The sequence below is a fragment of the Herbaspirillum huttiense genome, assembly GCF_047300815.1.
Lineage (GTDB): Bacteria > Pseudomonadota > Gammaproteobacteria > Burkholderiales > Burkholderiaceae_D > Herbaspirillum > Herbaspirillum huttiense_A.
Genome location: NZ_CP178608.1, coordinates 128,893 through 153,873, shown reverse-complemented (window position 1 = coordinate 153,873; position 24,981 = coordinate 128,893). Strand labels below are relative to the sequence as shown.

General features: G+C 59.3%; 40 protein-coding genes. 1 reads left to right on the top strand and 39 read right to left on the bottom strand.

What is annotated here, in order from left to right; genetic code table 11:
* Position 1: 1 nt before the first annotated feature.
* From ACLRDN_RS00800 to cutA, 10 genes are all read right to left on the bottom strand, one after another.
* Positions 2-982 carry a type VI immunity family protein gene (locus ACLRDN_RS00800; protein ID WP_413458565.1) on the bottom strand — a complete coding sequence of 327 codons (981 nt, stop codon included), beginning with the start codon at positions 980-982 and terminating at the stop codon, positions 2-4.
* Positions 983-1,059: 77 nt separating this feature from the next.
* A complete protein-coding gene (locus ACLRDN_RS00795) occupies positions 1,060-2,040 on the bottom strand; it encodes a type VI immunity family protein (protein ID WP_413458564.1) in 981 nt (326 codons plus the stop codon).
* Between the two features lie 37 nt (positions 2,041-2,077).
* Positions 2,078-3,157 carry a DUF4150 domain-containing protein gene (locus ACLRDN_RS00790; RefSeq protein ID WP_413458563.1) on the bottom strand — a complete coding sequence of 360 codons (1,080 nt, stop codon included), beginning with the start codon at positions 3,155-3,157 and terminating at the stop codon, positions 2,078-2,080.
* Positions 3,127-4,245: a beta-ketoacyl synthase gene (locus tag ACLRDN_RS00785; protein WP_413458562.1), complete on the bottom strand. Its 1,119-nt coding sequence runs from the start codon at positions 4,243-4,245 to the stop codon at positions 3,127-3,129. The genes ACLRDN_RS00790 and ACLRDN_RS00785 overlap by 31 nt, the downstream gene beginning before the upstream one ends.
* Positions 4,242-5,321: a DUF2169 domain-containing protein gene (locus tag ACLRDN_RS00780; RefSeq protein ID WP_413458561.1), complete on the bottom strand. Its 1,080-nt coding sequence runs from the start codon at positions 5,319-5,321 to the stop codon at positions 4,242-4,244. The genes ACLRDN_RS00785 and ACLRDN_RS00780 overlap by 4 nt, the downstream gene beginning before the upstream one ends.
* A gap of 3 nt (positions 5,322-5,324) precedes the next feature.
* The gene (locus ACLRDN_RS00775) at positions 5,325-5,579 is read right to left on the bottom strand and encodes a hypothetical protein (protein WP_413458560.1); all 255 of its coding nucleotides are present in this window, start codon (positions 5,577-5,579) and stop codon (positions 5,325-5,327) included.
* Between the two features lie 18 nt (positions 5,580-5,597).
* Positions 5,598-6,890: a hypothetical protein gene (locus ACLRDN_RS00770; protein WP_413458559.1), complete on the bottom strand. Its 1,293-nt coding sequence runs from the start codon at positions 6,888-6,890 to the stop codon at positions 5,598-5,600.
* A 382-nt stretch (positions 6,891-7,272) separates the two neighbouring features.
* Entirely contained in the window at positions 7,273-7,911 is a 639-nt protein-coding gene (locus ACLRDN_RS00765; RefSeq protein WP_006464905.1) for a peroxiredoxin, read from the bottom strand.
* Positions 7,912-8,021: 110 nt separating this feature from the next.
* Positions 8,022-9,812: a protein-disulfide reductase DsbD gene (dsbD, locus tag ACLRDN_RS00760; RefSeq protein WP_413458558.1), complete on the bottom strand. Its 1,791-nt coding sequence runs from the start codon at positions 9,810-9,812 to the stop codon at positions 8,022-8,024.
* A gap of 33 nt (positions 9,813-9,845) precedes the next feature.
* The gene (cutA, locus tag ACLRDN_RS00755; RefSeq protein WP_413458557.1) at positions 9,846-10,193 is read right to left on the bottom strand and encodes a divalent-cation tolerance protein CutA; all 348 of its coding nucleotides are present in this window, start codon (positions 10,191-10,193) and stop codon (positions 9,846-9,848) included.
* On the opposite strand from cutA, the gene ACLRDN_RS00750 reads away from it, so the two are divergent.
* A complete protein-coding gene (locus ACLRDN_RS00750; protein ID WP_413458556.1) occupies positions 10,192-10,323 on the top strand; it encodes a hypothetical protein in 132 nt (43 codons plus the stop codon). The genes cutA and ACLRDN_RS00750 overlap by 2 nt on opposite strands.
* 19 nt (positions 10,324-10,342) lie before the next feature.
* Here ACLRDN_RS00750 and rplQ read toward each other — a convergent pair whose 3' ends face one another.
* The 29 genes from rplQ to rpsJ form a co-directional block, all read right to left on the bottom strand.
* Complete coding sequence (rplQ, locus tag ACLRDN_RS00745) at positions 10,343-10,738, bottom strand: 50S ribosomal protein L17 (protein ID WP_008334167.1); 396 nt, start codon at positions 10,736-10,738, stop codon at positions 10,343-10,345.
* Between the two features lie 187 nt (positions 10,739-10,925).
* Positions 10,926-11,903: a DNA-directed RNA polymerase subunit alpha gene (locus ACLRDN_RS00740; protein WP_006464909.1), complete on the bottom strand. Its 978-nt coding sequence runs from the start codon at positions 11,901-11,903 to the stop codon at positions 10,926-10,928.
* Between the two features lie 106 nt (positions 11,904-12,009).
* Positions 12,010-12,633 carry a 30S ribosomal protein S4 gene (gene rpsD, locus ACLRDN_RS00735; protein ID WP_075256125.1) on the bottom strand — a complete coding sequence of 208 codons (624 nt, stop codon included), beginning with the start codon at positions 12,631-12,633 and terminating at the stop codon, positions 12,010-12,012.
* Positions 12,634-12,795: 162 nt separating this feature from the next.
* Positions 12,796-13,200 carry a 30S ribosomal protein S11 gene (rpsK, locus tag ACLRDN_RS00730; protein WP_006464911.1) on the bottom strand — a complete coding sequence of 135 codons (405 nt, stop codon included), beginning with the start codon at positions 13,198-13,200 and terminating at the stop codon, positions 12,796-12,798.
* A gap of 42 nt (positions 13,201-13,242) precedes the next feature.
* Entirely contained in the window at positions 13,243-13,608 is a 366-nt protein-coding gene (gene rpsM / locus ACLRDN_RS00725; protein ID WP_006464912.1) for a 30S ribosomal protein S13, read from the bottom strand.
* Positions 13,609-13,636: 28 nt separating this feature from the next.
* Positions 13,637-13,750: a 50S ribosomal protein L36 gene (gene rpmJ, locus ACLRDN_RS00720; RefSeq protein ID WP_013232189.1), complete on the bottom strand. Its 114-nt coding sequence runs from the start codon at positions 13,748-13,750 to the stop codon at positions 13,637-13,639.
* Between the two features lie 30 nt (positions 13,751-13,780).
* On the bottom strand, positions 13,781-13,999 hold the full coding sequence (gene infA, locus ACLRDN_RS00715) for a translation initiation factor IF-1 (RefSeq protein WP_005663428.1): 219 nt from the start codon (positions 13,997-13,999) through the stop codon (positions 13,781-13,783).
* A 32-nt stretch (positions 14,000-14,031) separates the two neighbouring features.
* Positions 14,032-15,363 (bottom strand): preprotein translocase subunit SecY, encoded by a 1,332-nt coding sequence (gene secY, locus ACLRDN_RS00710; protein ID WP_013232188.1) that lies wholly within the window; start codon positions 15,361-15,363, stop codon positions 14,032-14,034.
* A 19-nt stretch (positions 15,364-15,382) separates the two neighbouring features.
* Positions 15,383-15,817: a 50S ribosomal protein L15 gene (gene rplO, locus ACLRDN_RS00705; protein WP_008334147.1), complete on the bottom strand. Its 435-nt coding sequence runs from the start codon at positions 15,815-15,817 to the stop codon at positions 15,383-15,385.
* Between the two features lie 26 nt (positions 15,818-15,843).
* A complete protein-coding gene (gene rpmD / locus ACLRDN_RS00700; protein ID WP_006464916.1) occupies positions 15,844-16,023 on the bottom strand; it encodes a 50S ribosomal protein L30 in 180 nt (59 codons plus the stop codon).
* Positions 16,024-16,033: 10 nt separating this feature from the next.
* Positions 16,034-16,552, bottom strand: coding sequence for a 30S ribosomal protein S5 (rpsE, locus tag ACLRDN_RS00695; protein WP_006464917.1), 519 nt, complete (start codon positions 16,550-16,552; stop codon positions 16,034-16,036).
* 12 nt (positions 16,553-16,564) lie between these two features.
* Complete coding sequence (gene rplR / locus ACLRDN_RS00690) at positions 16,565-16,927, bottom strand: 50S ribosomal protein L18 (protein ID WP_008334143.1); 363 nt, start codon at positions 16,925-16,927, stop codon at positions 16,565-16,567.
* Between the two features lie 12 nt (positions 16,928-16,939).
* Complete coding sequence (gene rplF / locus ACLRDN_RS00685) at positions 16,940-17,473, bottom strand: 50S ribosomal protein L6 (protein WP_008334141.1); 534 nt, start codon at positions 17,471-17,473, stop codon at positions 16,940-16,942.
* Between the two features lie 10 nt (positions 17,474-17,483).
* Entirely contained in the window at positions 17,484-17,879 is a 396-nt protein-coding gene (rpsH, locus tag ACLRDN_RS00680; RefSeq protein WP_006464920.1) for a 30S ribosomal protein S8, read from the bottom strand.
* A gap of 14 nt (positions 17,880-17,893) precedes the next feature.
* On the bottom strand, positions 17,894-18,199 hold the full coding sequence (gene rpsN / locus ACLRDN_RS00675) for a 30S ribosomal protein S14 (protein WP_008334139.1): 306 nt from the start codon (positions 18,197-18,199) through the stop codon (positions 17,894-17,896).
* Between the two features lie 7 nt (positions 18,200-18,206).
* Positions 18,207-18,746 (bottom strand): 50S ribosomal protein L5, encoded by a 540-nt coding sequence (rplE, locus tag ACLRDN_RS00670; RefSeq protein ID WP_006464922.1) that lies wholly within the window; start codon positions 18,744-18,746, stop codon positions 18,207-18,209.
* Between the two features lie 5 nt (positions 18,747-18,751).
* Positions 18,752-19,066: a 50S ribosomal protein L24 gene (gene rplX / locus ACLRDN_RS00665; protein WP_034339785.1), complete on the bottom strand. Its 315-nt coding sequence runs from the start codon at positions 19,064-19,066 to the stop codon at positions 18,752-18,754.
* A gap of 9 nt (positions 19,067-19,075) precedes the next feature.
* Positions 19,076-19,444 carry a 50S ribosomal protein L14 gene (gene rplN, locus ACLRDN_RS00660; protein ID WP_006464924.1) on the bottom strand — a complete coding sequence of 123 codons (369 nt, stop codon included), beginning with the start codon at positions 19,442-19,444 and terminating at the stop codon, positions 19,076-19,078.
* 196 nt (positions 19,445-19,640) lie between these two features.
* The gene (gene rpsQ, locus ACLRDN_RS00655; RefSeq protein WP_034333526.1) at positions 19,641-19,913 is read right to left on the bottom strand and encodes a 30S ribosomal protein S17; all 273 of its coding nucleotides are present in this window, start codon (positions 19,911-19,913) and stop codon (positions 19,641-19,643) included.
* The gene (rpmC, locus tag ACLRDN_RS00650) at positions 19,910-20,104 is read right to left on the bottom strand and encodes a 50S ribosomal protein L29 (RefSeq protein ID WP_006464926.1); all 195 of its coding nucleotides are present in this window, start codon (positions 20,102-20,104) and stop codon (positions 19,910-19,912) included. The genes rpsQ and rpmC overlap by 4 nt, the downstream gene beginning before the upstream one ends.
* A gap of 13 nt (positions 20,105-20,117) precedes the next feature.
* Positions 20,118-20,537: a 50S ribosomal protein L16 gene (rplP, locus tag ACLRDN_RS00645; RefSeq protein ID WP_008334136.1), complete on the bottom strand. Its 420-nt coding sequence runs from the start codon at positions 20,535-20,537 to the stop codon at positions 20,118-20,120.
* Between the two features lie 2 nt (positions 20,538-20,539).
* The gene (gene rpsC, locus ACLRDN_RS00640) at positions 20,540-21,358 is read right to left on the bottom strand and encodes a 30S ribosomal protein S3 (RefSeq protein ID WP_008334135.1); all 819 of its coding nucleotides are present in this window, start codon (positions 21,356-21,358) and stop codon (positions 20,540-20,542) included.
* Between the two features lie 9 nt (positions 21,359-21,367).
* Entirely contained in the window at positions 21,368-21,700 is a 333-nt protein-coding gene (gene rplV / locus ACLRDN_RS00635) for a 50S ribosomal protein L22 (protein WP_413458555.1), read from the bottom strand.
* 6 nt (positions 21,701-21,706) lie between these two features.
* Positions 21,707-21,982 (bottom strand): 30S ribosomal protein S19, encoded by a 276-nt coding sequence (rpsS, locus tag ACLRDN_RS00630; RefSeq protein ID WP_006464930.1) that lies wholly within the window; start codon positions 21,980-21,982, stop codon positions 21,707-21,709.
* Between the two features lie 10 nt (positions 21,983-21,992).
* Positions 21,993-22,820 carry a 50S ribosomal protein L2 gene (rplB, locus tag ACLRDN_RS00625; protein ID WP_006464931.1) on the bottom strand — a complete coding sequence of 276 codons (828 nt, stop codon included), beginning with the start codon at positions 22,818-22,820 and terminating at the stop codon, positions 21,993-21,995.
* Positions 22,820-23,137: a 50S ribosomal protein L23 gene (gene rplW, locus ACLRDN_RS00620; protein ID WP_006464932.1), complete on the bottom strand. Its 318-nt coding sequence runs from the start codon at positions 23,135-23,137 to the stop codon at positions 22,820-22,822. Before rplW ends, rplB begins: the two co-directional genes overlap by 1 nt.
* Positions 23,134-23,754 (bottom strand): 50S ribosomal protein L4, encoded by a 621-nt coding sequence (rplD, locus tag ACLRDN_RS00615; RefSeq protein ID WP_006464933.1) that lies wholly within the window; start codon positions 23,752-23,754, stop codon positions 23,134-23,136. Before rplD ends, rplW begins: the two co-directional genes overlap by 4 nt.
* Positions 23,755-23,756: 2 nt before the next feature.
* A complete protein-coding gene (rplC, locus tag ACLRDN_RS00610) occupies positions 23,757-24,425 on the bottom strand; it encodes a 50S ribosomal protein L3 (RefSeq protein WP_013232185.1) in 669 nt (222 codons plus the stop codon).
* Positions 24,426-24,576: 151 nt separating this feature from the next.
* A complete protein-coding gene (gene rpsJ / locus ACLRDN_RS00605) occupies positions 24,577-24,894 on the bottom strand; it encodes a 30S ribosomal protein S10 (protein ID WP_006464935.1) in 318 nt (105 codons plus the stop codon).
* Positions 24,895-24,981 lie beyond the last annotated feature (87 nt).

The window sequence follows — 24,981 nt, the reverse complement described above, 5'->3', positions numbered from 1 at the left end:
GTCAATCGAAGCGCCGAATCCACGCGAGGGTTTCTTCCGTGCCGTCCAGACCCTGCGGAACGCGGAACAGACCGCTGCGGTATGTCTCGAAACGGATCGATTTGGTATAGCGAGCCACCAACCTGTAGGCCTCTGGAACCTCATCACGCCAAGTGTCGCCGATCTGCGGAAAGGCTCCGGCCTGAATCACCACTCCGCCGGGATAGTCGTGCACCTTGCACACCGGCTCCAACGTCGTATGCATCTTGTCGCGTCCACCCAATTCTTCAACCAGCGCATCACACAGCACGGTCAGCCAGTTCACACATTTGATGCGGTTGCGAACATCTCTGGCCTCGAAAGAGAACGAGCCCGTATCCTGGAAATCGAACCCCGGAAAACGTTTGAACAATTGTTGGGTGTACTCACTCTTTTGGTCATTCTCGAAGATGAAGACAAACCCAGCACTGCCATGTACTGGCTGGCAAATGGCGCACCAGCGCAATGTGGCAGCCAGCAGCACCTCGAAGTTTGGCTCGCCCTGATCATTGCAGATTTGAAAATGGGCGTTTACGAAGGAAAGATTGTTCTCTTCTGCGCGGCGGACCAGCACGTCAGAACGGTACGGATTCACATTGTCAATCTTCATGCCAATGTCGACCATGCCCATCAGCGCCGCGCTGTAACCATATTGCGGCTGACGGTCCATATCGGTTTGAATACGGACACGAGGGTCGCCAGAGAACTTGACCGTGCGAGTCGTTTCGTCGGCCAGGAAGCGGTCGACCTTGTCTGGAAAGGTCTTCCAGTAATCCACCAAGAACTCCAGTGCGCGATGGAGTAGCAGGGGCTGATCAGTCGGCGACATGAACAGTTCGGCACCGAGACCGAATTTGCAGGCGACGGCGTCGGTGTTGTAGGGCAAAGGGAAAGCAATCTTGTCGAAAACGCAGATACCGCCTTCGCGCTGCACAAGTTCAGCTATGGTTTGATTGATGTCCATGGGGGTCTCATTCTCCTGGTTGATGGTGCGGCATGAGGGCGAGCAATTACCCCTTCAGCCCTCTCACCCAATCCATGTCAATCGAAGCGTCGAATCCACGCGAGGGTTTCTTCCTTGTCGTCCAGACCCTGCGGGACGCGGAACAGACCGCTGCGGTATGTCTCAAACCGGATCGCTTTGGTATAGCGGGCCACCAACCTGTAGGCCTCCGGAACCTCATCACGCCAGGTGTCGCCGATCTGCGGCGTGGCCCCGGCCTGGATCACCACACCGCCGGGATAATCGTGCACCTGGCACACCGGCTCCAGCGCCGCACGCATCTTGTCGCGTCCTCCCAATTCTTCAACCAGCGCATCACACAGCACAGTCAGCCAGTTCACGCATTTGATGCGGTTGTGAATGGCTCGGGCCTGGAAGGAGAACGCCCCCGCATCTTGGAAATCGAACCCCGGAAAGCGTTTGAACAGTTGCTGGGTGTACTCACTTTTTTGATCGTTCTCGAATATGAAGGCACACCCTGCACTACCGTGCACCGGCTGGCAAATAGCGCACCAGCGCAATGTGGCAGCCAGCAGCACCTCGAAGTTTGGTGCGCCCTGGTCATTGCAGATTTGAAAATGGGCGTTTGCGAAGGAAAGATCGTTCACTTCTGCGCGACAGACCAACACTTCGGCTCGGTACGGATCAACATGGTCAATCTTCATGCCAATGTCGACCATGCCCATCAACGCCGCGCCATAACCATATGGCGGCTGATGGTCCATATCGGCTTGAATACGGGCGCGAGGGTCGCCGGAAAACTTGACAGTGCGAGTCGTTTCGTCGGCCAAGAAGCGGTTGACCTTGTCTGGAAAGGTCTTCCAGTAATCCACCAAGAACTCCAGTGCGCGATGGAGTAGCAGGGGCTGGTCAGTCGGCGACATAAACAGCTCGGCACCGAGACCGAATTTGCAGGCGACGGCATCGGTGTTGTAGGGCAAAGGGAAAGCAATTTTGTCGAAAATGCAGATACCGCCCTCGCGCTGTACAAGTTCAGTAATGGCTTGGTGGATGTCCATGGGATGTCATTCTCCTGGTTGATAGTGCGGGATGAGGTCAAGGGATGGGGATGGCATTGCGAGGCGGGAAGAGCCGCGTAACTTCGGAAATGATCAGCGCCAGCGCCAATAGCCCTCCTGTCAACTGCACACCGGTGGCCGAGTGGATCACGTCGCCGAACTTGTCGATGAAACTCTTTTCCGGCTCAGCCGCAGTGACCGGTACCGGATGTTGCGGGGGTTCATCGTCCTCGCAGTTACAGCGTTCATCGACTTCGAACTTCTCGAAGTTCTTGTCGCTACCCGTATGCCTTTCGGCAATACTGCGATAGTCATTGCCCGCTTTGTCTGCGAGCGAATCCCCCGGAAATTTCACATCGAAGACCTTGCTCAACTTGCCATCCGCTCCGACGCGGCCAATATCCAGACGGCGCGAATTGGCCCACGGGTATTGCGAGCTGGGCAGGCCCGGGTTGGACTTGCTGCCGATCATCTCCCAGTTGTTGCCGCGGTCGAAGGACACTTCGCGCCACATGCGGGCATCGGGCTTGGGATAACGACCGTTGCGGGTATTGGACGGCCCGCCGTAGTACTTGTCATCGATTTTCTTGCGCATGCATTCCTGAAACGTATGCCCTTTTGGCAGCGGCTGCGGCCCGTCTTTTTTGTGGGTATTCCAGCACTCGCAGGCCAGCTCGCAAATCTCGTCAAAAAAGTCCTGATCCGGCTTGGGCAGATCGCGCTGCTTCAGCCCGGCCATGTTCACCGTGTTGCGATGGTTCATGAACAGCTTGTCGGTGAGCCGGCAGGCGGGCTTGCCTTCGAAGAACACGTCGAAAGAGTGGCTGATCCAGTCGGTCTCGGCTGAATGGGTGCCGGAAACGATGCCCCCCATCGAACCGGCTTCGTCGAACACACTCCTGGCGAATTGGCTGCCATCCTTGGCAATGCTGTGGCCGCCGTCGGCGAACACGCTGACGGTCCCCTTGGCAAGGTCGCGCGAGTAGGCCTCGTTCTGATAGGGCAGCGGGATGCCCTTGTCGGGCGTCTTGCACACATTGGGCAGCGTGTTGTGGCTGACGCCGCCACTGCCGCGATGGCACAGGCTCAGGCCGTTGACGTTGATGGTGATCGCCATGCGCGAATCTCCGGAAGGTTCTCAATGGGTGGATTGGCGGCCAGCACGGCAGCGCCGCGCAGGCTGTCGTCCGAGCTGGCGAGCACCAGGGTCGGGTTGGCCTGTGGCCGCCTCAGCTGGCCGTAGGCGGCCAGCGCGACATGGGCCACGGCGCTGGCGCAGTGCAGGTCACCGCTGGCGAGCGCCGGTACGCTGCGTTGCCAGTCCGGGGTGAGCAAACGGCCCAGGCGCAAGGCGGTGAACCCGAACGCGTCGGCGCGGGAGGGTTCGCCGTTCAGATCAGCGAACAGATGGCCGATCCGGGCCGGGCCATGCTGGTACGCCTGTTCGATCGCCTGTCGTGCCGCCTGGGCGAGTCCTTGGCCTGTACAGGGCTGGGACGACGCATGAGTCACAGGTTCAATGGCGGTCGCGCAGCCCAGCAAGCGCCCCCAGCTTGACGAGGCGTGCTGCGGCGAGGCACTGAGGGCGATGGCGGCGGCTCCCTCGCCCGGCACACGTCCGTAGGCGTTGCGGCGCAGTTGGCCGTGGTGCGGCACGCTGGCACCATGCAGCAGCCCTTGCATGTCGAGCCAGTACATGGCTTCGCGACCCAGGCCCGCTTCGACGGCCAGCACCACGGCCAGGGCGTCGGGCTGGGCGTCCAATGCCAGCCTGGCTTCGACCAGTGCGGCCATGCCGGCGGCGTGCCCGCCGCAGACCAGGTGCGTACGCTGCCACGGCCATTGTTCGTGCTCGACGGCGGCGCTGACTTGCGCCACCAGGCCGCTTGGCATGTATGGCCGGGCCGCGTCGGGAAGCACCAGCCAGAGCAGGCGGGGCGACGCTTGCAGTGCCGGCCATCGCGGCGTGAGGCTTTGCGTGAGTTGGGCAAGGGCGTGGCGCGCTAGCCAGCCCCAACGGGCGGCATCGAAGGATGGCGGGTCGGGGAAGCAACTGATGCGCGGCGCAGCACCCGCGCTGTCCAGGTACTGCGGGTGGTATTGCAGCAGCGAGAGCTGGCTGCGTAGCGCTGCATCGGCCAGCGGGAGGCTGGGGCCGGAGGGAAAGGCGCAGGAGGCGCCGAGGATGAACACCGCGTTGCTCATTGATCCGGTCCTTCCTGATCGTCACCGGCAGGCCACTCCAGATCTGCGTGAACAGGACTGAACGGACGATCGAGGGGACGCCGTTTTTGCAGGATGCGTGTCTTGTCCAACCGGTTGATGTGCTCATGGCAAGGCAAGGCCATGTGGTGCACGATGCTCACGCGTGGATGATCCGGCTCCAGGATCACGGTGTGGATCCTGGAGCGACTGGTCACCGAGTGGCCGTCGGTGAAGTAGGTCTGGAAGGCCAGGGTGAGCTTGGGCAGCCTGAACGACAACCTGCCATCAGCCGCAAAGCCGGGCGGGGTAAGGTTCACCAGCACCACCTCCTCGCCACCTCGCAGATGACCGTCTACCTGCTGCGCGGCCGGTGCCAGCTGCCAGTGGCGTGGATCAAGATCTTTCGGCGGCAGGGGGAAGCGTTGCTCCAGCCAGGCTTCATCACAGGTGCCGGCGTACTGCTGCCGCTCAGGCCAGTGGCAGGGGAGCGGACCAAAGCTCATGGGTGCAGGCCTGTCGCCTGGCTTGTGGATGGGATGAGTGAGCAGCTCGACATTGGGCAACCAGACCCGCCCATCTGCGTCTGGCGAAACACCACGGCCCAGTGGATTTGCGCTGCCATGTCCGGCATCCGGCGCATCGCCGCCGAAAGCGCGTTCATACACCAGGGGCATTCGCATGAAGGGAACAGCCTTGCTCGCCGAAGTCAGCAGCATGCCGCGCCGCCAGTAACGATCTCCCGACACCTTGGCCAAGCGCTTCATGCTGCCCACGCGAAAGCCCACATGGAGTTCTTCCACGGGCTGCGTGCCTTGTGCATAGGCGTGGCCATTGAGGAGGATGTCGGTGGCGGGCTTGGACGGACCAAGGTCGATGTCGTAGCGCAGACTGCGCAAATCATCGTGGGGCACTGGGCCGCTGTGCACCGGCACCTGCTCGGAGGCGATGCGCGTGTCGCCGTCGCGCAGAATGTCATAGGTGGCCTTGACGGCGACGATCCAGACTTCGGCACCGTCACTGTCACGAATCCAGCCGCTGTCGGCCGCGAAGGGGGTGCGGTTGTCGAGCGCCCACATGGATCAGTTCAGCTCCACCTGACCGCCGACGATGCGGTTGAGACCTTCCGCGTCGCTCAGGATGTATTCGCCGCGCAGCGCGATTTTTCCGTTGGGATAGAGCGTGATGCTGGACTTCCCGCATTGCAAGGTGATTTGCCGCCTGGCTTCGAGGACAAGCTCTTCGGACAGCGGAGCGGGAGGTTCACACGTGGGTGCAACCGAAGTTGCAGCATCGGCTTCTGGTTTGGCTAACAACAGTTCGTGTTCCTGTTCCATGCGATTTCATTCCTCTCTTCAATTGAGTTCATGAAGCCGCTGACGCTGCACGTCGGCGGGCAAGTCCGTGGGAAACAAAGGCGCGTGGACCAAGCGCTGGCGGTGCTCGGCCGCCAAGGCCCGCCAAGGCAGCGGACCAGTGCGCAGGACCGTCGCAAGCCATTCGGGCGTGAGCGGTCGCCCGGCGAAATAGCGCTGGTCTGCGGCAAATCGTTCGCTGTGCTTGCGCCACCAGGCAGCGAAGGCGGGTGGGTCCGGCCAAGGCAATTCGTGGTCATCGGGGTGTGCGGAAAGTTGATCGCCCGGCTCTGGGGGACGTTGGCGACGCTCAGGCTTGGGACCTGACCAGCCGTCGCGACCAGGATCGGAGCCGGTAACGAGTGCCAGCGAGGCGGCAGCGGCGCGGCCATGGTGGCGATCCTCCATGGCCGCCATCAGACCGGGAATGGCGTCCGCCCGCCCCATCAAACCGAGGGCCAGCAGGTAGCGTCGGCGGTGCTGCGGCATCGCGGCCAGGCGGGCCAATACCGGTTCGGTGTAGGCCGGCGCATGCAAAGCGAGGGCGCGCAACGCGGCGGTTGCAGTTGCGTCCTGCTCGCTCACTGCCAGGGGTTGCAAGGTGGCGCAGGCAGGACCATGGTGATCGGGTGATCCGAGCATCAGCAAGGTCTGCGCCGCCGCCAGGCGTACTGCAGGATGATCGTCGTCGAGGTGGCGCAGGCCCGTGTGTGCCAAGTCGGTTCGGCCGAGATTGCGGATCAGTTGGAATGCCGCGCTGACGCTCTCTGCATCGGATTGCTGCGCTCGCAGGCAAGCCAATACGCGTTCATCCAGGTCCGGCCATTGGCGGTAGCCCAGACCCACCAGTCTGAGTTGCTGCACCATGGACAGCGAATCGATGGCCGATATGCGCAGCGCAGAGTCCGGTGCCCACTGCAACGCAGCCACCTTCGCCGGCATCAGGTCAGCGATCGCCGTGGTCAGTGCACTGGCGGCGCTGAAGAGCTCGCCGTCTTGCGTGGCCAGCGCGTAACAAGTCACCGCAAACAGCTCGGCGCTGCGCACAGGTTCCTCAAGGAGTTTGTGGAAGTGTTGCCGGGCTGGCTCTCCCAGGTGAACCAGCGCCGTCAACGACGCCTGCATGCGGTCGTCGTAAGCGGCAAGATCGGCGAAGTCCAATGCCGGGTTGGCCAGGCGATCAGGCCGGCGACGCCATCCGAAGGCCAACTGATCCGTATGGCGGTCAGTGAGTTTTTCAGCGGTCGTCGCCAGCAAATCAGGGAGGGCCGCAGCTTGCTCGACGTTCAGCATTGGCGGCAAGCGCCATCGTTTTTGCCAGCGCCGACTCCCGCATCAGCGTTTGCAGTCGTGCCGACTGCACAGCAAATGGACCTGCATCCCATACCGTCTCCAAGTTGGCGAAACGGCATACGTTATCAACATCATTTGCGCTCGATAAGGCTCAGGACAGCAGGCGGAGCCGAAACGGTGAAAAGGTCTACGGTCCTCGAAAAACCTTCTAGAAATCGTTCTATCAAGTCTTCGCCAGAACGCTTGGCTATTGCACCTTCGGCCAGCTACGTGCGATTCCTCTGCGCATAAAAAAACCCCGTGTTCGCAAACACGGGGTTCTTCATGCCTCATCCGAAAGCGCACCTTCAGAAGCGCTTTCGGGCTGTACGGCGGGTCAGGCTTACTTGTTCGGCTGCGGCGTAATACGCAGGTACGGACGCGGCGACTTGTAGCCCTTCGGATACTTCTGCTTGATGACTTCCTCATCCTTGACTGACAACGGGATGATGACGTCGTCGCCATCCTTCCAGTTGCCCGGGGTGGCCACCGTGTAACCGTCGGTCAGTTGCAGCGCATCGATGACGCGCAGCACCTCGTCGAAGTTGCGGCCGGTGCTCATCGGGTAGGTGATGATGAGGCGCACCTTCTTCTTCGGGTCAATCACGAAGAGCGAACGCACGGTCGCCGTTTCGGACTGGTTCGGATGGATCATGTCGTACAGGCCCGCGACCTTCTTGTCGACATCGGCCACGATGGGGAAGCCGACCACGGTCTGCTGGGTTTCCTCGATGTCCTTGATCCACTGGTTGTGGGCCTCGGCACCATCCACCGACAGCGCGATGGCCTTGACGTTGCGCTTGTCGAATTCGGGCTTGAGCTTGGCCGTCAGCCCCAGCTCGGTGGTGCAGACCGGCGTGAAGTCGGCCGGGTGCGAGAACAGCACGACCCAGGAGTCACCCGCCCAGTCGTGGAATTTGATCTTGCCGATCGAGGATTCTTGCTCGAAATCCGGTGCGGTATCGCCCAGGCGCAGCGTCATGGTGGTCTCCTTGGTGGACAGAATGAAAACAGAAGGCTGACTATAACGCGAGGCCAGCCTCAGGCCAACGACTATAAAGTGCTTTTCAAATTACCTTGCGACATGTGGAACTACAGATGTTGCAGCGTAGAGATGAACCGGTCGGCATCCTGATAACCGATCACGCGGCGCTGTGCCAGTTCCCGGCCATCGGCATCGAAAAACATGATGCCCGGCGGACCGAAGAGATTGAAGCGCTTCAACATGGCGCGGTCGTCGGCATTGTTGGCGGTCACGTCGATCTGCAGCAGCAGCATCTGGCCGAAACGTTCCTTCACACGCGCATCGGAGAAGGTGAAGCGTTCCATTTCCTTGCAGGAAACGCACCAGTCGGCATAGAAATCCAGCATGACCGGGCGGCGCTCGCCAGCGGCGTTTTCCTTCAGGGCCGCATCCAGCTCAGCGCTGGAGCGGATGCGCACGAAGTCGGTGGGCTGCGCGGCGGCTGACTGGCCGCGCAGATGCGAGAGCGGCGCCAGCGGATCTCGCCCGCCGGTGGCCACGCTGACCAGTTGCAGCAAGCCCAGCGTGACCACCACCAGGCCCAGTGCCCGGGATATCCATCCAGCCGGGCGCGTCCACAGCAGGAAAGCGCCATAGCCGATGCCCAGCGCCGCCCAGCCAGCCACCTGCAGCCACGCAGGGATCACCGGCGACACCATCCACAAGGCCGTGCCCAGCATCAACACGCCAAAGAAGCGCTTGACCGCATCCATCCAGGCACCGGCACGCGGCAGCAGGGCACCGGCGGAGGCGCCGACCAGCAGCAGCGGCACGCTCATGCCCAGTGCCATGGAAAACAGGGCACTGCCCCCCAGCACCACATTGCCGGTCTGGCTGATGTACAGCAGAGCCCCGGCCAGGGGAGCCGCCACGCAGGGGCCCACGATCAGCGCCGAAATCGCGCCCATCAGGAAGACGCCGATCCATTTGCCACTGCCTCCGCCGGAGGCTGTGGATAATCTGGATTGCAGCGACGCGGGGACTTGCAGGGTGTAGAGGTCGAACATCGACAACGCCAGGCCGGCCATCAACACGGCAAACGCACCCAGCACCCAAGGGTTCTGGAGATAGGCCGACAAGCCCTCTCCCAGCATCCCGGCGGCCACGCCCAGTGCCGTGTAGACCAGCGCCATGCCCAGCGAATAATCGACCGACAGCAGGAAGCTGCGCGCGCGTCCGCCGCCGGCGCCCGGCTGCTGGCCGATGATGATGGAGGACAGGATGGGCAGCATCGGCAACACGCAGGGCGTAAAGGACAAACCGATGCCCAGCAGGAAGAACAGCGAGAGGATGCTCCACAGCTTGCCGCCCTTGAGCACGGCGGCAATGCCATCGATATCGCTGCCGCCCGCGCCCGGCGCATCAGCATTGATGCCCACCGGGGTGACGCTCTTGCCAATATCCTGGGCCGACATTGCCAGCTTCAAGGTCATCGGTGGATAACACAATCCCTTGTCGGCGCAGCCTTGCGATACCGCTGAAACGGCAAAATCCTTCACTGCGCCGCTGACCGGAATCCGGGCAGTTACCGACTGATGGTAGGTTTCAACTTCCTTCTGGAAGTTTTCGTCATACTTGCGTTTACCCGCCGGGAATTGCGGCTCGCCCAGCGTCGCGCCTTCGGCGCTGAAGTGGAAGCGGTCGCGATACATGTAGTAGCCATCTGCAATCCGATAGCTCAGCTCCAGCGTCTGGGCGTCGACCATGCGGCCGGTGAGCTGGAAGGCCTGTTCGGGCGGCAGGTAATCCTCAGCCGCCTTGGCAGCCTTGGCCACCAGCAGGCCGAGCAGGGCCAGCAGCGCCAATACGATCAGCAGGGGATATCTTGTCAGGCGCGTGCGCCGGTTGATGCGGTTCAACGGTGTTCCTCGTTCGATGGGAGTGCTCTGAGCTTATACGCGCAGGGGACGGACGGTCTCGTCCTGCATCCAGGCCAGATACGCGGGCAGACCCGCCGTGATGGGCAGGGCGATGATCTCGGGCACGTCGTAGGGATGAGCCTCGACAATGGCCTGCTCAAGTTCCTGGTAGCGGCTCTGGGTGGTCTTGATCAGCAAGGGAATCTCGGTATCGCGCTGGACCTTGCCCTGCCAGCGATAGACCGACTGCACCGGGGCCAGAATGTTGACACAGGCAGCCAGGCCTTGTTCCACGAGGGAATTGGCCAGGCGTTCGGCCAGCGCCTGGTCGGGCACATTGGCCAGTACCAGCAGCGGCTGGTTCAACAGGGATGCGGACATGAAAGGTCTCCTTGCAGAGACCGTATTCAACCACATCCGCAGGCCAGGCGTGACGGCGCACATCAGCCGGATGAAAGAAAATGCAGCCGCGCAAAACAAAAAAGCCAGGCAGAGCCTGGCTTTTTCTTGATGATGCAGCGTCCGGTGAATTATTCAGCGGTCGGTGCGTCAGCAGCGTCGGTGACTTCCGGACGATCGACCAGCTCAACGAAGGCCATCGGTGCGTTGTCGCCTTGACGGAAGCCCATCTTCAGGATGCGCAGGTAGCCGCCGTTACGGGCAGCGTAGCGCGGGCCCAGTTCGGAGAACAGCTTGCCGACGATTTCGCGATCGCGCAGGCGGTTGAAGGCCAGGCGCTTGTTGGCCAGGGTGTCGGTCTTGCCCAGGGTCAGGATCGGCTCGACGACGCGGCGCAGTTCCTTGGCCTTCGGCAGGGTGGTCTTGATGGCTTCATGACGCAGCAGCGAGACAGTCATGTTGCGCAGCATGGCCAGACGGTGGGACGAAGTACGATTCAGTTTGCGGAGACCGTGACGGTGACGCATGGTAATTTCCTTTCAGGTTACAGTTTTGATCCAGTTCTTCTATCGGCAGGCCAGCTGGGCTGTCCTGACCGCGGACCGGTAAATATCGGATAAAAGTTCTTTGCTACGGATACGACGAATACTTCAGGTACTGCTTCCTATCAGCCTAGGGGTGCGGCTCTCACCGCAGCCCGCCAGGTGACGAGAATTACTTTTCCAGACCAGCCGGCGGCCAGTTTTCCAGCTTCATGCCCAGGGTCAGGCCACGCGAAGCCAGGACTTCCTTGATTTCGTTCAACGACTTGCGACCCAGGTTCGGGGTCTTCAGCAGTTCGTTTTCGCTGCGCTGGATCAGGTCGCCGATGTAGTAGATGTTCTCGGCCTTCAGGCAGTTTGCCGAACGGACGGTCAGTTCCAGGTCGTCGACCGGACGCAGCAGGATAGGATCGACCTGCGGTGCGCGCGACGGTGCTTCTGCAGTCGCTTCGGTGCCTTCCAGGGCAGCGAACACGTTCAGTTGATCAACCAGCACGCGGGCCGATTGGCGGATCGCTTCTTCCGGGGTGATGACGCCGTTGGTCTCGATGTTCATGACCAGCTTGTCCAGGTCGGTACGCTGTTCCACGCGAGCGGATTCGACGGCGTAGGACACGCGGCGCACCGGCGAGAACGACGCATCCAGGATGATGCGGCCGATGGTCTTGTTGGTGTCCTCGGACAGGCGACGCACGTTACCCGGCACGTAGCCACGGCCCTTTTCGACCTTGATCTGCATGTCCAGCTTGCCGCCACCGGTCAGGTTGGCGATGACGTGATCCGGGTTGATCAGTTCGACGTCGTGCGGCAGATCGATATCGGAAGCCAGGACGGCGCCTTCGCCTTCCTTCTTCAGGGTCAGGGTGACTTCGTCACGGTTGTGCAGCTTGAAGACCACGCCCTTCAGGTTCAGCAGAATGTCGACGACGTCTTCCTGCACACCGTCCAGCGAGGAGTACTCGTGCACGACGCCAGCGATGGTGACTTCGGTGGGAGCGTAACCGCTCATGGTCGACAGCAGGACGCGACGCAGCGCGTTGCCCAGGGTGTGACCGTAACCACGCTCGAACGGCTCCATCACGACCTTTGCGTGACCGGGGGCCAGGGTTTCCACTTCGATGATGCGGGGCTTCAACAAACTGTTTTGCATGAATTGTCCTTTTCAATACCCTCGGCTCGTTACACCGATAAGGCTGATGGCAGTTCGGAAAAATGCCCACCATGAGGTGGGCACAGGGGTACGGCAGTACTACGAATTAACGCGAGTACAGTTCGACGATCAGCGATTCGTTGACGTCGGCAGCGATTTCGGTACGGTCCGGCGACGACTTGAAAGTGCCTTCCAGCTTCTTCGAATCCACGGAAACCCACTGCGGGAAACCGTTCGACTCGGCCAGCGACAGGGCTTCGGCGATACGCACTTGCTTCTTGGCCTTTTCACGGATGGCGATGACGTCGCCAGCCTTGACGGAGTACGAAGCGATGTTGACGACTTGACCGTTCACGGTCAGGGCCTTGTGGGACACCAGCTGACGCGCTTCAGCGCGGGTCGAGCCGAAGCCCATGCGGTAGACGACGTTGTCCAGGCGAGATTCCAGCAGCTTCAGCAGGGTTTCGCCGGTGTTGCCCTTGCGGCGGTCGGCTTCAGCGAAGTAGCGGCGGAACTGGCGCTCGAGGACGCCGTACATGCGCTTGACCTTCTGCTTTTCGCGCAGCTGGTTGCCGTAGTCGGAGGTGCGGGCACCCGAAGTGCGGCCGTGCTGACCCGGCTTGGAATCCAGCTTGCACTTGGAATCCAGCGAGCGGCGTGCGCTCTTGAGGAACAGGTCGGTGCCTTCGCGGCGGGAGAGTTTTGCTTTCGGTCCGATATAACGTGCCACGGTATTTCCTTTATCAATGACGTCCCATGTTGCCGGACGCTAGTCTGGCCTGCATGCGGCCAGACAGTGGTCTTAAGAACAAAACCCGCCAAGGTGATTGGCGGGTGATTTGCCTGCGCTTTTGCCTGACGAACAGGCGAAAGCGCAAGATTATACTACAACTTAGATGCGACGGCGCTTCGGCGGACGGCAGCCGTTGTGCGGGACCGGAGTCACGTCCTGGATCTGGGTGATCTTGATGCCCAGGTTGTTCAGAGCGCGCACTGCGGATTCACGGCCCGGGCCTGGGCCCTTGATACGCACTTCCAGGTTCTTGATGCCGCATTCGATGGCAACCTTGCCGGCGCTTTCAGCGGCGACCTGGGCTGCGAACGGAGTCGACTTGCGCGAACCCTTGAAGCCAGCACCACCCGAAGTTGCCCACGACAGAGCGTTGCCCTGACGGTCGGTGATCGTGATGATGGTGTTGTTGAACGAAGCGTGAACGTGCGCGATGCCTTCAGCAACGTTCTTCTTGACTTTCTTACGAACACGCGATGCTGCTGCGTTGTTGGGGGACTTTGCCATAATTTCTTCCTTGAATCCGACCAGTGCTTGCGCCTGCCGGGATTATTTCTTCAGCGATTGAGCGGCCTTGCGCGGACCCTTGCGAGTACGGGCGTTGGTGCGGGTACGTTGACCGCGAACCGGCAGACCACGACGGTGACGCAGACCGCGGTAGCAACCCAGGTCCATCAAACGCTTGATGTTCATGGACAACTCACGGCGCAGATCGCCTTCCACGACGAACTTGGCGATTTCGTCACGCAGCTTTTCCAGCTCGTTATCGTCCAGGTCCTTGACCTTCTTGTTGGTCGGAACGCCGGTAGCAGCGCAAATGTCTTGTGCGCGCGGACGGCCAATACCATAGATGGCGGTCAGGCCGATTACGGTGTGCTGATGGTTGGGGATGTTGACCCCTGCAATACGTGCCATTCGTTATTCCTCGATCAATAACGTTAAGTTAACCCTGGCGCTGCTTATGGCGAGGTTCGGTGCAGATCACACGAACGATACCATTGCGCTTGATGATTTTGCAGTTGCGGCAGATCCGCTTGACTGATGCGAGCACTTTCATTGTGGCCCTCTTTCTTTCAATGTTTCACTGTTACTTGGTTCGGAACACGATACGTGCCCGGCTCAAATCGTAAGGCGTCAGTTCCACCGTTACCTTATCGCCGGGCAGGATACGGATGTAATTCATGCGCATCTTGCCGGAAATATGGCCGAGTACAACGTGACCGTTTTCCAACTTAACCCTGAATGTCGCGTTGGGCAGATTTTCAAGAATCTCGCCCTGCATCTGAATAACGTCGTCTTTTGCCATTCCGTGTCTTCTTCCCTGGAGCATGAGCCCGCTTATCGCGGTGTCATGCCACCCTTGAAATTAGCTTTGCGGAGCAACGATTCATACTGCTGAGACATCACATAGTTCTGCACTTGGGCCATGAAATCCATCGTCACGACCACAATGATCAGCAGCGATGTGCCACCGAAGTAGAACGGTACCTTCCAGCGTGCGATCAGGAACTCTGGCAGCAGGCACACCAAGGTGATGTACACGGCGCCGGCCAGGGTCAGGCGCATCAGGATCTTGTCGATATAACGCGCTGTCTGGTCACCCGGACGGATACCCGGAACAAAAGCACCACTCTTCTTCAGGTTGTCTGCCGTTTCCTTGCTGTTGAACACCAGTGCGGTGTAGAAGAAGCAGAAGAAGACGATAGCCACCGCATACAGCAAGGCATGGATCGGTTCGCCTGGTGCCATCGATGCCGCCAGATCCTTCAGGAAACGAATGAAGGGATTGGACGTATCACCGGAGGTGAACCAGCTGGTGATCGTGGCCGGGAACAGAATGATCGACGATGCAAAGATCGGCGGAATCACGCCAGCCATGTTCAGCTTCAGCGGCAAGTGGCTGCTCTGGCCACCGTAGATCTTGTTGCCGACCTGACGCTTCGCATAGTTCACCAGGATCTTGCGCTGGCCACGTTCGATGAAGACCACCAGGAACGTCACCAAAGCCACGATCACGCAGATCAGGATTGCCGACAGAGCGTTCATCGAACCGGTACGGACCAGCTCGAACAAGCCACCCAGAGCATTCGGCAGACCTGCCGCAATACCGGCGAAGATGATGATCGAGATGCCATTGCCCAGACCACGTTCAGTGATCTGTTCACCCAGCCACATCAGGAACATCGTACCGGTAATCAAGGTCACCACCGTGGTCAGACGGAAGGCCAGACCCGGATCCAGCACCAAGCCGGCTTGCGATTCCAGCGCCACCGCGATGCCCAGCGCCTGGAAGGTCGCCAGCACCAGGGTGCCGTAACGGGTGTACTGCGTGATCTTGCGACGACCGGCTTCACCCTCTTTCTTCAATGCTTCCAGCTGCGGCGAAACCACCGACAGCAGCTGCATGATGATCGATGCCGAGATATACGGCATGATCCCCAGTGCGAAGATCGTAAAGCGCGACAGGGCACCACCGGAGAACATGTTGAACATGCCCAGAATGCCGCCCTGATTCTGCTTGAACAGCTGCGCCAACTGCGTCGGATCAATACCCGGAACCGGGATATGTGCACCGATGCGATAAACGATCAACGCCCCCAGCAGGAACCACAAACGACCCCAGGGGAATCCTTTTGCGGCACCTTTTGCTAATTGAGGAGTAGTTGCCAATTAATGCTCCGGGACCGGATCACTCAGCGATGGAACCACCGGCAGCTTCGATAGCGGCCTTGGCACCAGCGGTTGCGATCAGACCCTTGACGGTTACCTTCTTGGTCAGTTCGCCAGCCTTGATGATACGCACGACACGAGCCAGTTCCGACACGAGGCCGGCTTGCTTCAGTGCCAGCACGTCGATCTCGGCGACGGGCAGCTTTTCCAGGTCGGACAGGCGCACTTCAGCCTTGTAGGGCGTTGCCAGCGACTTGAAACCACGCTTGGGCAGACGACGTTGCAGGGGCATCTGGCCGCCTTCAAAGCCGACCTTGTGGAAACCGCCCGAACGCGACTTCTGACCCTTGTGGCCACGACCGGCGGTCTTGCCCAGGCCAGAGCCGATACCACGACCGACGCGACGCTTAGCGTGCTTGGCGCCGTCTGCGGGTTGGATAGTGTTTAATTGCATGATTCGCTCCGTTCGCAAGCCGCGGCTTACGACACAACTTTCACAAGATAGGACACTTTGTTGATCATGCCGCGCACCGACGGGGTGTCTTCCAGTTCGGACACCGAGTTGACGCGACGCAGACCCAGACCGCGCACGGTAGCGCGGTGGTCCTGACGAGTACCGATCAGACCCTTGACCAGTTTGACTTTGATTGTGTTAGCCATCTCGATCACCTTAGCCCAGGATTTCTTCGACCGACTTGCCGCGCTTGGCAGCAATTTCAGCCGGAGTGTTCATCTTCGACAGACCGTCCAGGGTGGCACGGACCATGTTGTAGGGGTTGGTCGAACCAGTCGACTTGGCCACCACGTTGGTCACGCCCATCACCTCGAAGATCGCGCGCATCGGACCACCGGCGATGACGCCAGTACCGTCCTTGGCCGGCGAGATCATCACCGACGAAGCGCCGTGCTTGCCGATGACGGTGTGTTGCACGGTACCGTTCTTCAGGGTCACCTTGATCAGCTTGCGACGAGCTTCTTCCATCGCCTTCTGCACGGCAACGGGCACTTCCTTCGACTTGCCCTTGCCCATGCCGATACGGCCATCGCCGTCACCGACCACTGCCAGCGCTGCGAAACCCATGATGCGGCCGCCCTTCACCACCTTGGTGACGCGGTTGACCGCGATCATTTTTTCGCGCATGCCGTCATCTGGCTTGTCGCTTTGCGTTTTCGATTGCATTTTTGCCATGATCGATAATCCTTAGAACTTCAGGCCGGCTTCACGCGCAGCCTCAGCCAGCGCCTTGACGCGACCGTGATAACGGAAACCGGAGCGGTCGAATGCGACTTCAGTCACACCGGCCTTCAGAGCCTTCTCCGCCACGCGCTTGCCGATCAGGGCAGCAGCGGCAGCATTGCCGCCCTTGCCGGTCTGACCTGCCAGCTGGGCGCGGACTTCTGCTTCCAGGGTGGAAGCGGAAGCCAGCACGTTGGCGTCGGGGCCGATGACGCTGGCGTAGATGTGCGTGTTGGTACGGTGCACAGCCAGACGATTCACCTTCAGTTCTGCGATCTTGGCGCGAGTCTGAGTCGCACGGCGCAGGCGAGATTGTTTCTTGTCCATCGTCAACCCCTATTACTTCTTCTTGGTTTCTTTGAGCGTCACCACTTCGTCAGCGTAGCGCACACCCTTGCCCTTGTAGGGTTCGGGTTCGCGGTACGCGCGAATTTCAGCGGCGACCTGGCCAACCACCTGGCGATCGATACCCTTGATCAGGATTTCGGTCTGGGTCGGGGTCTCAACCTTGATGCCGGCGGGCATCTGGTGAACGATGGGGTGCGAGAAGCCCAGCGACAGGTTCAGCTTGTCGCCTTGTGCTTGTGCACGGAAACCCACGCCAACCAGGTTCAGCTTCTTTTCGAAGCCCTTGGTGACGCCGTTGACCATGTTGTTGACCAGAGCACGCAGGGTGCCCGACATCGCGTTGGCTTCGCGGCTGTCATCAGCCACTTCGAAGCTCAGCGAGCCATTGTTGTTGACCACCTTGACCTTCTTGGTCAGCGGTTGGGTCAAGGAGCCCAGCGGGCCCTTGACGGTGATTTGCTCTGCAGTGATGGTCGCTTCCGCGCCATTCGGCAGTGCAACAGGCATTTTACCTACACGAGACATCTTGCACTCCTTAGGCCACGTAGCAAATCACTTCGCCACCGACACCGGTTGCGCGTGCTTTGCGATCAGTCATCACGCCGCGCGGCGTGGACACGATTGCCACACCCAGGCCGTTCATGACGTTGGGGATATCGTCCTTGCCCTTGTAGATGCGCAGACCCGGACGGGACACGCGCTCCAGGCGCTCGATGACCGGACGGCCAGCGTAATACTTCAAACCGATTTTCAATTCAGCCTTGCCATCAGCGGCAACCACGGCGAAATCTTCGATATAGCCCTCGTCCTTGAGGACGTTGGCAATGGCAACCTTCACTTTGGAAGACGGCATGACGACGGTCGTCTTGTTCACGCCTTGCGCATTGCGGATACGGGTCAGCATATCGGCGATAGGATCGCTCATACTCATTGCTTCTTCTCCTATTACCAGCTAGCTTTGGTCAAACCCGGGATTTCGCCGCGCATGGCGATTTCACGGACCTTGATACGGCCCAATCCGAACTTGCGGAAAGTACCACGGGGACGGCCAGTCAGCGCGCAACGGTTGCGCTGGCGGGTCGGAGCGGAGTTACGCGGCAGAGCCTGCAGCTTCAGGCGGGCTTCGTAACGCTCTTCTTCCGACTTCGATTGGTCGTCGATAATAGCCTTCAACTCGGCGCGCTTGGCAGCATACTTCTTCACCATTTCTGCGCGCTTCTGTTCACGGTTAATCAGTGCCAGTTTTGCCATGGCATCCTCAGTTTCTGAACGGGAATTTAAATGCGGCGAGAAGCGCCTTCGCTTCGTCGTCGGTCTTTGCAGTCGTGGTGATGCTGATGTTCATGCCACGCAGTGCATCGATCTTGTCGTACTCAATTTCGGGGAAGATGATCTGCTCTTTCACACCGATGTTGTAGTTGCCACGACCATCGAACGCACGACCGGACACGCCACGGAAGTCACGCACGCGCGGCAGGGCCACGGTGATCAGACGATCCAGGAATTCGTACATGCGGGCGCCACGCAGGGTCACCATGCAACCGATCGGGTAGCCTTCGCGGATCTTGAAACCTGCGATAGCCTTGCGAGCCTTGGTCACCACCGGCTTCTGGCCAGCGATCTTGGTCAGATCGCCAACGGCGTGCTCGATGATCTTCTTGTCCGCAACTGCTTCGGACAGACCCATGTTCAGGGTGATCTTCAGGATGCGCGGAACTTCCATCACCGACTTGTACGAATACTTCGTAGTCAGATCGGCGACGACCTTATCTTTATAAAACTGTTGAAGACGTGCCATGATGTTTAAACCTTAACGACTTCGCCGTTGGACTTGTAAGCGCGGACCTTCTTGCCGTCCACTTCCTTGTAAGCCACACGATCTGCCTTGCCGGTCGCAGCGTTGAACAACGCGACGTTCGACACATGAATTGGCATCAGCTTATCGACGATGCCGCCAGTTGCACCCGTCATCGGGTTCGGACGGGTCGCTTTCTTTGCGACATTCACGCCTTCCACGATGACATAATCGGCGTCCACACGAGCAGTCACGACACCGCGCTTGCCCTTGTCTTTGCCGGTCAACACGATGACTTCATCGTTTTTACGAATCTTTGCCATGACTACTCCTTACAGAACTTCAGGCGCCAGGGAGACGATCTTCATGAAGCGCTCTGTACGCAGCTCACGAGTCACCGGCCCAAAGATACGGGTGCCGATGGGCTCCAGCTTGGCGTTCAGCAGGACGGCAGCATTACCATCGAACTTGACCAGCGAACCATCCTGACGACGCACGCCCTTGGCGGTACGAACGACGACAGCGTTATAAATTTCACCCTTCTTGACGCGACCACGCGGTGCGGCGCTCTTGACAGTAACCTTGATCACATCGCCAATGCCCGCATAGCGGCGCTTGGAACCACCCAAGACCTTGATGCACAGAACTTCGCGCGCACCAGTGTTGTCGGCCACTTCGAGCCGGCTTTCAGTTTGAATCATGATATTTTCTTTCCCAACTTAATCCGCTTCGCAGGATGCGCTGGCGGTCAGTCTTGGTCCTGTTAGCAAGCGAACTCGCTAGTTAGGGGACGAATAGAGCTACTCTTGAGTCTTCCTCTGCACACATTAGTTTGCAAAGAAAGAGCTCGATATTATGGCACCATAATATCGAGCACGCAAGTACTACCTTTACTGCTTAAACGATTTGTGCTTCCTGTACCACACGGGTCACAGTCCACGCCTTCGTCTTGGAGATCGGACGGCTTTCGGTGATTTCCACCACATCGCCGGCCTTCGCCGTGTTTTGCTCATCATGCGCGTGGTACTTCTTGGTGCGCTTGATGATCTTGCCGTACAGCGGGTGCTTCATTTGACGCTCGATTTCGACAGTGACGGTCTTATCCATCTTGTCCGACACAACTTTGCCAATCAGCGTGCGCTTGAGCGCTTGTTTCACTTGATCGTTCATTGTTGGCCATCCTTCGAGTTGATCACAGTTTTCACACGTGCGATGTCGCGACGTACCTTCTTCAGCTGTGCGGTATTGTTCAGTTGCTGGGTCGCAATTTGCATGCGCAGGCTGAACTGAGCTTTCAACAGCTCGCCCAGTTCCTTTTCCAGTCCTGCCTTGTCCTTACCGCGGAGTTCAGATGCTTTCATGTTCCGCTCCTAATTATTGACCGACTTGGCGAACAACGAAAGTCGTCGACAGCGGCAATTTGGCAGCAGCCAAACGGAACGCCTCGCGCGCCAGGGCTTCGTCCACACCGTCCATCTCGTACAGTACCTTACCCGGCTGGATTTCAGCCACGTAGTACTCCGGATTACCCTTACCGTTACCCATACGCACTTCTGCGGGCTTCTGGGAAATTGGCTTGTCCGGGAAAACGCGGATCCAGATACGACCACCGCGCTTGATGTGACGGGTCATCGCACGACGAGCAGCTTCGATCTGACGGGCAGTGATACGGCCGCGGCCGGTTGCCTTCAGACCAAAATCGCCGAACGAGACGGCGGTTCCGCGGGTGTGCGAAATGCCGGTGTTACGACCTTTTTGTTCTTTACGATATTTTCTACGTGCTGGTTGCAGCATGATTATTCTCCTGCTTTCTCAGCCGATACACCGGCATCGGCAGCTTGAGGACGACCACCGCCACGCTTTGCACCGGCGCCAGGAGCACCAGTCTTGGAGCGGGGACGTGCACCCGGCTTGCCGTCGTCACGACGGGGACCACGACGCTTCTTGTCGTCTTCCAGTTCGCCAACCAGCACCGGCGATTCGCCGTTTGCCAGGCGGTCGCCCTTGTAGACCCACACCTTCACACCGATGATGCCGTAGGTGGTTTCAGCTTCGCCGAAGCCATAGTCGATATCGGCGCGCAGGGTGTGCAGGGGCACACGGCCTTCGCGGTACCATTCGGTACGTGCGATTTCGATGCCGTTCAGACGGCCCGACGACATGATCTTGATGCCTTGGGCGCCCAGACGCATGGCGTTCTGCATCGCACGCTTCATGGCGCGACGGAACATGATGCGCTTTTCCAGCTGCTGGCAGATCGAGTCAGCGATCAGCTGAGCATCGGCTTCCGGCTTGCGGATTTCTTCGATGTTGACGTGCACGGGCACGCCCATGAGCTTGGCCAGTGCCGACTTCAGCACTTCGATGTCTTCACCCTTCTTGCCAATCACAACGCCCGGACGGGAGCTGTAAATGGTGATGCGGGCGTTCTTGGCCGGACGCTCGATGACCACGCGGCCAACCGAAGCGTTCTTCAGCTTCTTCTTCAGGTAAGCGCGGACCTTCAGGTCCTCGTTGAGCATGTCGGCAAAGTTGTTGTTGCCTGCATACCAACGCGAGCCCCAGTTACGCGTAACCGCCAGACGGAAACCGGTTGGATGAATCTTCTGTCCCATCGTGACTCCTTAGTTTCCGACGGTCACGTAAATGTGACACGACTGCTTGGAAATACGATCACCACGGCCCTTAGCACGCGCCGTGAAGCGCTTGAGGACCGCACCCTTTTCCACATAAATGGTCTTGACTTTCAGCTCGTCAATGTCGGCACCATCGTTGTGTTCGGCGTTCGCGATAGCGGACTCCAGAACCTTCTTGATGATGACCGCGCCCTTCTTGGGGCTGAAGGCCAAGATATTCAGTGCCTGATCAACTTTTTTACCGCGGATCAGGTCTGCAACCTGGCGGCCCTTCTGGGCCGACAGGTGCACACCGCGCAGAGTAGCTTTAGTTTCCATCATAGGACCTTATTTCTTAGCCTTCTTATCGGCAGCGTGACCCTTGAAAGTACGGGTCAGCGCGAATTCGCCGAGCTTGTGACCAACCATGTTTTCCGACACATAGACCGGCACGTGTGCCTTGCCATTGTGCACGGCAATCGTCAGGCCGATGAAGTCCGGCATGATGGTCGAACGACGCGACCAGGTCTTGATCGGCTTCTTGTCCTTGGTAGCCTGGGCAGCCTCAACCTTTTTCACCAGGTGGGCGTCGCAGAAAGGACCTTTTTTCAATGAACGTGTCATGTTTTATCCTTTATTTCTTGCCGCGACGCGAGACAATCATCGAAGTCGTACGCTTGTTGCTACGAGTCTTCTTGCCCTTGGTCTGCTGGCCCCACGGGGAAACCGGGTGACGGCCAGCGGCGGTCTTGCCTTCACCACCACCGTGCGGGTGATCCACCGGGTTCATGACAACGCCACGAACGGTCGGACGCACACCGCGCCAACGGGTTGCACCGGCCTTACCGATCTTGCGCAGGTTGTGCTCGCCGTTACCGACTTCACCGATGGTGGCGCGGCATTCGATGTGAACGCGACGCACTTCACCGGAGCGCAGACGAACCTGAGCGTAGGTGCCTTCGCGTGCCATCAGCACGACAGCAGCACCAGCGGTACGGGCGATTTGCGCGCCCTTGCCCGGCAGCATTTCCACGCAGTGGATGGTGGTACCGACGGGGATGTTGCGGATCGGCAGAGTGTTGCCCGACTTGATCGGAGCTTCAGAACCGCTGATCAGCTGATCGCCAACCGACACGCCCTTGGGAGCGATGATGTACTTGCGCTCGCCGTCCGCGTAGCACAGCAGTGCGATGTGCGCGGTACGGTTCGGGTCGTATTCGATACGCTCAACCTTGGCAGGAATACCATCCTTGTTGCGACGGAAGTCGACAACACGGTAGTGCTGCTTGTGACCACCGCCGATGTGGCGGGTGGTGATGTGGCCGTTGTTGTTACGGCCGGCGGTCTTGGACTTCTTTTCGACCAGCGATGCCAGCGGACGGCCCTTGTACAGGTCGGGATTGACGACCTTGACCATGCCGCGCCGACCGGGCGAGGTCGGCTTCACTTTTACGAGTGCCATTATTTAGCCTCCTCGGTGAAGTTGATTTCTTGACCCGGCTTCAGGCTGACGAAAGCACGGCGGGTGTGGTTGCGGCGACCCATACCGTTGCGCGAGCGCTTCTGCTTGCCCTGACGGTTGGCGACTTGCACCGATTCCACTTCCACCTTGAACAGCAGTTCGACGGCGGCCTTGACTTCCAGCTTGGTAGCATCCTTGGCGACCAGGAAGACGACTTGCTCGTTCTTCTCGGCGACAAAGGTTGCCTTTTCGGAGATCACCGGTGCCAGCAGCACCTTCATCAGGCGCTCTTCGCTATGTTTCACGATTGCGTTCATGCCAGCAACTCCTCAATCTTTGCCAGAGCCGGCTTGGTGATCAAGACATTCTTGAAGTACACCAGCGACACGGGATCAGCTTGACGCGGCTCGACCACCAGCACGCCCGGCAGGTTGCGCGAGGCCAGCAGCAGCTTTTCGTCCAGGCTGTCGGTAATAACCAGCACCGATTCCATGCCCATGCCCTTCAACTTCTGGGCCAGCAGCTTGGTCTTCGGGGCTTCGACGGCGAACTCTTCGACGACCGACAGGCGGCCTTCACGAGCCAACTGGGACAGGATCGAGCAGACACCTGCGCGATACATCTTCTTGTTGACCTTGTGGGTGAAGTTTTCGTCAGGCGAGTTCGGGAAGATACGGCCACCACCGCGCCACAGAGGCGACGAGGACATACCGGCACGTGCACGGCCAGTACCCTTTTGACGCCAAGGCTTCTTGGTGGTGTGGCTGACTTCTTCACGATCCTTTTGCTTGCGGTTGCCGCTACGCGCGTTGGCTTGGTAGGCAACCACGACCTGGTGGATCAGGGCTTCGTTGTAGTCACGACCGAAAATGGTATCCGGTGCGGCGACGTTCGAAGCAGCTTGACCTTGGTCATTCAGGAGCTTCAGTTCCATTATTAAGCCCCCTTCTTCGCTTTGACTTTGACTGCCGGCGAAACGATCACTTGACCGTTCTTGGCGCCAGGAACGGCACCCTTGACCAGCAGCAACTGACGCTCTGCGTCCACACGGGCGATTTCCAGGTTCTGGACGGTGGTCTTGACATCACCCAGATGACCGGTCATGCGCTTGCCGGGGAACACGCGGCCCGGATCCTGCGCCATACCGATGGAGCCAGGAACGTTGTGCGAGCGGGAGTTACCGTGGGTCGCGCGACCCGACGAGAAGTTGTAACGCTTGATGGTACCGGCGTAGCCCTTACCGATCGACACGCCTTGCACGTCGACTTTCTGGCCAGCTTCAAACATGCCGATGCCAACGACGTCGCCAGCCTTCAGTTCGGCAGCCTTGGAAGCGTCAACACGGAATTCTTTGAGGACAGTACCTGCCTCGACGCCAGCTTTGGCGAAGTGGCCGGCGGCGGCTTTCACCACGCGCGAAGCGCGGCGTTGACCGAAGGTCACCTGAACAGCGGAATAACCATCCACTTCAGGCGTTTTGATTTGAGTCACGCGGTTGTTGGACACGTCCAGCACGGTCACAGGGATCGAATCCCCATCTTCCGTGAAGATGCGCATCATACCAACCTTGCGACCAACAAGGCCCAGGCTCATTGTTTTCTCCATTCCCGCCTGCGATTGGGCGGGGCTGATGTTCGTACTACCATAAATTATGGGCTTTGCAAACGCAAAACCCACATCGAAGCCGAGCATTATAGCCCGTAAAACAAAAGCGCACAACCGAGGTTGTGCGCTTTTCCAACACTATGCCAGCTGATTACTGCAGCTTGATTTCAACATCAACGCCAGCGGGCAGGTCCAGCTTCATCAATGCGTCAACCGTCTTGTCGGTCGGATCGACGATATCCATCAGGCGCTGATGGGTACGGATTTCGAACTGATCGCGGGAGGTCTTGTTGACGTGCGGCGAACGCAGGACGTCGAAGCGCTGGATGCGGGTCGGCAGGGGAACCGGGCCCTTGACGACAGCACCGGTACGCTTGGCGGTGTCAACGATTTCCAGTGCGGACTGGTCGATCAGACGATAGTCGAAAGCTTTCAGACGGATACGGATTTTTTGGCTAGGAACCGACATGATTTTCCTTTAAAGAACGAACCGGGGATGGGGATCATCCCCGGCGATGTTAAAAATGCGACTAGTGTTACAGGGTACTGCTACTGC

Bases quoted from the DNA above. Each gene is read 5' to 3' on its own strand.
- rpmC (WP_006464926.1), bottom strand. From the start codon at position 20,104: ATGAAAGCATCTGAACTCCGCGGTAAGGACAAGGCAGGACTGGAAAAG.
- rplD (WP_006464933.1), bottom strand. From the start codon at position 23,754: ATGGAACTGAAGCTCCTGAATGACCAAGGTCAAGCTGCTTCGAACGTC.
- rpmJ (WP_013232189.1), bottom strand. From the start codon at position 13,750: ATGAAAGTGCTCGCATCAGTCAAGCGGATCTGCCGCAACTGCAAAATC.
- rplW (WP_006464932.1), bottom strand. From the start codon at position 23,137: ATGAACGCAATCGTGAAACATAGCGAAGAGCGCCTGATGAAGGTGCTG.
- rpsH (WP_006464920.1), bottom strand. From the start codon at position 17,879: ATGAGTATGAGCGATCCTATCGCCGATATGCTGACCCGTATCCGCAAT.
- rplR (WP_008334143.1), bottom strand. From the start codon at position 16,927: ATGGACAAGAAACAATCTCGCCTGCGCCGTGCGACTCAGACTCGCGCC.
- ACLRDN_RS00785 (WP_413458562.1), bottom strand. From the start codon at position 4,245: ATGAGCAACGCGGTGTTCATCCTCGGCGCCTCCTGCGCCTTTCCCTCC.
- rplN (WP_006464924.1), bottom strand. From the start codon at position 19,444: ATGATTCAAACTGAAAGCCGGCTCGAAGTGGCCGACAACACTGGTGCG.
- ACLRDN_RS00740 (WP_006464909.1), bottom strand. From the start codon at position 11,903: ATGCAAAACAGTTTGTTGAAGCCCCGCATCATCGAAGTGGAAACCCTG.
- rpsM (WP_006464912.1), bottom strand. From the start codon at position 13,608: ATGGCACGTATTGCAGGGGTCAACATCCCCAACCATCAGCACACCGTA.
- rpsC (WP_008334135.1), bottom strand. From the start codon at position 21,358: ATGGGACAGAAGATTCATCCAACCGGTTTCCGTCTGGCGGTTACGCGT.
- cutA (WP_413458557.1), bottom strand. From the start codon at position 10,193: ATGTCCGCATCCCTGTTGAACCAGCCGCTGCTGGTACTGGCCAATGTG.
- rplX (WP_034339785.1), bottom strand. From the start codon at position 19,066: ATGGCAAAGATTCGTAAAAACGATGAAGTCATCGTGTTGACCGGCAAA.
- rpsS (WP_006464930.1), bottom strand. From the start codon at position 21,982: ATGACACGTTCATTGAAAAAAGGTCCTTTCTGCGACGCCCACCTGGTG.
- ACLRDN_RS00795 (WP_413458564.1), bottom strand. From the start codon at position 2,040: ATGGACATCCACCAAGCCATTACTGAACTTGTACAGCGCGAGGGCGGT.
- rpsQ (WP_034333526.1), bottom strand. From the start codon at position 19,913: ATGAACGATCAAGTGAAACAAGCGCTCAAGCGCACGCTGATTGGCAAA.
- rplF (WP_008334141.1), bottom strand. From the start codon at position 17,473: ATGTCTCGTGTAGGTAAAATGCCTGTTGCACTGCCGAATGGCGCGGAA.
- ACLRDN_RS00750 (WP_413458556.1), top strand. From the start codon at position 10,192: ATGAAAGGTCTCCTTGCAGAGACCGTATTCAACCACATCCGCAGGCCA.
- rpsN (WP_008334139.1), bottom strand. From the start codon at position 18,199: ATGGCAAAACTGGCACTGATTAACCGTGAACAGAAGCGCGCAGAAATG.
- ACLRDN_RS00770 (WP_413458559.1), bottom strand. From the start codon at position 6,890: ATGCTGAACGTCGAGCAAGCTGCGGCCCTCCCTGATTTGCTGGCGACG.
- rplO (WP_008334147.1), bottom strand. From the start codon at position 15,817: ATGCAATTAAACACTATCCAACCCGCAGACGGCGCCAAGCACGCTAAG.
- rplV (WP_413458555.1), bottom strand. From the start codon at position 21,700: ATGATGGAAACTAAAGCTACTCTGCGCGGTGTGCACCTGTCGGCCCAG.
- ACLRDN_RS00780 (WP_413458561.1), bottom strand. From the start codon at position 5,321: ATGTGGGCGCTCGACAACCGCACCCCCTTCGCGGCCGACAGCGGCTGG.
- rpsE (WP_006464917.1), bottom strand. From the start codon at position 16,552: ATGGCAAAAATGCAATCGAAAACGCAAAGCGACAAGCCAGATGACGGC.
- rpmD (WP_006464916.1), bottom strand. From the start codon at position 16,023: ATGGCTAACACAATCAAAGTCAAACTGGTCAAGGGTCTGATCGGTACT.
- rplB (WP_006464931.1), bottom strand. From the start codon at position 22,820: ATGGCACTCGTAAAAGTGAAGCCGACCTCGCCCGGTCGGCGCGGCATG.
- ACLRDN_RS00790 (WP_413458563.1), bottom strand. From the start codon at position 3,157: ATGGCGATCACCATCAACGTCAACGGCCTGAGCCTGTGCCATCGCGGC.
- rpsJ (WP_006464935.1), bottom strand. From the start codon at position 24,894: ATGTCGGTTCCTAGCCAAAAAATCCGTATCCGTCTGAAAGCTTTCGAC.
- rplE (WP_006464922.1), bottom strand. From the start codon at position 18,746: ATGGCACGTCTTCAACAGTTTTATAAAGATAAGGTCGTCGCCGATCTG.
- rplC (WP_013232185.1), bottom strand. From the start codon at position 24,425: ATGGAGAAAACAATGAGCCTGGGCCTTGTTGGTCGCAAGGTTGGTATG.
- ACLRDN_RS00800 (WP_413458565.1), bottom strand. From the start codon at position 982: ATGGACATCAATCAAACCATAGCTGAACTTGTGCAGCGCGAAGGCGGT.
- ACLRDN_RS00775 (WP_413458560.1), bottom strand. From the start codon at position 5,579: ATGGAACAGGAACACGAACTGTTGTTAGCCAAACCAGAAGCCGATGCT.
- rplP (WP_008334136.1), bottom strand. From the start codon at position 20,537: ATGCTGCAACCAGCACGTAGAAAATATCGTAAAGAACAAAAAGGTCGT.
- ACLRDN_RS00765 (WP_006464905.1), bottom strand. From the start codon at position 7,911: ATGACGCTGCGCCTGGGCGATACCGCACCGGATTTCGAGCAAGAATCC.
- rpsK (WP_006464911.1), bottom strand. From the start codon at position 13,200: ATGGCAAAGTCCCCCAACAACGCAGCAGCATCGCGTGTTCGTAAGAAA.
- infA (WP_005663428.1), bottom strand. From the start codon at position 13,999: ATGGCAAAAGACGACGTTATTCAGATGCAGGGCGAGATTCTTGAAAAT.
- rplQ (WP_008334167.1), bottom strand. From the start codon at position 10,738: ATGCGTCACCGTCACGGTCTCCGCAAACTGAATCGTACTTCGTCCCAC.